We start from the raw sequence: 622 nt of genomic DNA, 5'->3' as shown, positions 1-622 counted from the left end.
TGCATCCGCAGTCCATCGTGCACTCGATGGTGGAGTTCCGCGACGGCGCCACCATCGCCCAGGCCTCGCCGCCGGATATGCGTCTGCCGATCGCGCTGGGCCTGTCCGCGCCGGACCGTCTGGACGACATCGCGGCGCCCTGCGATTGGACGACGGCCGCCACCTGGACCTTCGAGCCGTTGGACGATGAAGCGTTCCCGGCCGTGAATCTGGCGCGTCAGTGCCTCAAGGCCTCGCAGAAGCATACCGCTGTGCTCAACGCGGCGAATGAGCAGGCCGTGCACGCGTTCCTGGACCACCGGCTGCCCTACCTGGGCATTGTGGATACGGTCAAGGCCGTCATCGACCAGATGGACGCCGAATTGCGCGGCAAGCCGGTGTTCGCCTCCGTGGAGGAAATGGGCGAAGTTGAGCTCGAAGCTCGCCGTCGCGCCGATGATCTGATAGACAAGCAGTTGTGATTCAGAACGATACCCCAGCCGAAACCATGACCGGTGACATGACCAACAACAAGCCGTTCCGCAAAACAGGAGAGGCCGCGATCAGCGAGAGTCCGCTCCATCCGCGCCGTCAGTCCCGTCGGATCATGGTGGGGCCGGTGCCGGTCGGCGGCGGGGCGCCG

General features: G+C 65.4%; 1 pseudogene. It reads left to right on the top strand.

Features of this window, described 5'->3' with window-relative positions:
• Positions 1-461 (top strand): annotated as a pseudogene (locus tag B4C31_RS00915) (1-deoxy-D-xylulose-5-phosphate reductoisomerase); the annotation flags it as partial.
• Positions 462-622 lie beyond the last annotated feature (161 nt).

It is taken from the genome of Bifidobacterium sp. UBA4282 (genome assembly GCF_002394995.1).
Lineage (GTDB): Bacteria > Actinomycetota > Actinomycetes > Actinomycetales > Bifidobacteriaceae > Bifidobacterium > Bifidobacterium pullorum_B.
Note: the sequence above shows the minus strand (reverse complement) of the source record. Positions and strands in the feature narration are given on the sequence as shown.